2 protein-coding genes are annotated in these 1814 nt (G+C 49.8%); both read left to right on the top strand.

The annotated features are described in order from the left end of the window. On the top strand, positions 1 to 1111 hold a 1111-nt coding region (locus CSA35_09810), incomplete at its 5' end, for a hypothetical protein (GenBank protein ID PIE53725.1). A 191-nt stretch (positions 1112 to 1302) separates the two neighbouring features. After that, complete coding sequence (locus CSA35_09805; GenBank protein PIE53724.1) at positions 1303 to 1689, top strand: hypothetical protein; 387 nt, start codon at positions 1303 to 1305, stop codon at positions 1687 to 1689. Positions 1690 to 1814: the final 125 nt, after the last annotated feature.

Raw genomic sequence — 1814 nt, 5'->3', positions numbered from 1 at the left:
CCTCGGCGATAAACTCTACGATGCGGGGCATCCGTATAACGACATGCCTTTGAACATTATCGTTGAGCTGGCTGCGCACGAATCCCTTGAGCTGTGGAAACGAGGGGTAAAGCGGTTTCCTGAACGATGCTCGCACCATTATCTGTACGGTGCCTGGCTGTTTGACTGTTTTTGTATTCTTCAAAGGATGGAGAGACACGGAGTAGAGCCTTCCAAAGATCTTTTGTTGAAGGCGTTGAGAGATGACCTTCAGCCTGAAAAAGAAGACAAACCGGATGTAGAGATGATGGACAAAGACGAGAGAGAAGGAGTGAGAAACGATATGTCAAAAGGACTTCAGGTATTCTGCTTCGAGAAGAGAGATGTTCGGGTTGTTATGAAGGACGGTATGCCCTGGTGGGTGGCTAAGGATGTTTGCGATGTGCTGGATATCAAGAACGATAAAGACGCAATCAGTCGCCTTGATGCAGATGAGAAATCGGGGGTCGGTATTGTCGACCCCCACGGCAGAAAACAGAGAACAAATATCATCAATGAGTCAGGCCTATACACCCTCATCATGCGTTCGAACAAGCCTGAAGCAAAACGTTTCCGCAAGTGGGTTACCTCAGACCTTCTCCCCGCCATTCGCAAAACAGGCGAGTACGCAACGCCCGAAGCGAAGAGACGTAAGGCCGACAAGAAGGACGAGTTGGCTTTACGGCGCATCGCAGTGATGGAGAAAAACGCCGATTACCGCATGGCGAAGCTTATTCTTGAGGGTATTGAGAAGTTCAACGAGGTCATGACGCCTGAGAGCAAGACGGTTTTTATGACCAAGTACGCCGAACTGACGACGAAGCAGGACTTGACTCATATGCTCCCCCAGGCAACGGAGGCGATGTATTCGGCCACGGATATCGGCAGGGAGTGCGGTGTATCGGCTCAGAAGATAGGGAAGGTCGCGAGCGAAAACGGATTGAAGAGCCCAAAGGGAGTGTCCGGTGAGTACGGTACGTGGGTTCGTACGAAGTCCCCTCATTCAAGCAGGGAGGTTATAACCTTTGTCTACAACGAGCGAGCCCGAGGCTGGTTCCTGAACTTCTTCGGCGTCCTCGCCAAGGCGCAATAAGAGCTGACCAGAGTTGAAGTAGCCCCCTTACGGGGGCTTTTTTATCCTGGAGTGCTATAATGTGAGCGTGGAAGGGAGGGATCGCCCTATGTCTGAGAAGAAACGAGAGAAAAAGACGCAGAGCGTACAAACTCCGGTGGATCGTATGGAGCTTCGTAAGCGGATTCTTTCAGAGCGTGAGGCTGCCTTTCATGCCCTCTCCAAGTATTAATTGGGTTGAGGACGACGAGGCGTTATCTCTTATTGGAGACCTGCAGAAACAGTACCATGACGATCCCATACGGCTCATTTCCTACAATGCTATCGGGTATGTCTGCTCTCTTGAGGCTGTTTCGAGCTATTACGGAGATGATCCCCTGAAGCTGGCAGCTGTTATCTGCCGGTCTATCATTCAAGGACACCCGTTGCAGGATGGGAACAAGCGATTTGGGATGTATCTTGCGACGTATTTTTTAGGACTGAACAACATTTCCGTTACAGCGAATAACGAGGACTATGTCAGAGTTGCTCTTGATCTTGCCAGGGGGACAATGAATCTCGAAGATGTCTTTCAGTGGTTTTGCCATAATACGGTTTAAAGGTGTGTGTTTTAGCCCCTCTCCCCGAGGGGCTTTTTTATCTCAGATTGGTATATAATGATGGACAATATAGGGGGGTGAGCTTCATGGTGAGTGTTGAGACGTTGGCACGATATGTGATCAAT

It is taken from the genome of Dethiosulfovibrio peptidovorans, assembly GCA_002748665.1.
GTDB classification, from domain to species: domain Bacteria; phylum Synergistota; class Synergistia; order Synergistales; family Dethiosulfovibrionaceae; genus Dethiosulfovibrio; species Dethiosulfovibrio peptidovorans_A.
Note: the sequence above shows the minus strand (reverse complement) of the source record. Positions and strands in the feature narration are given on the sequence as shown.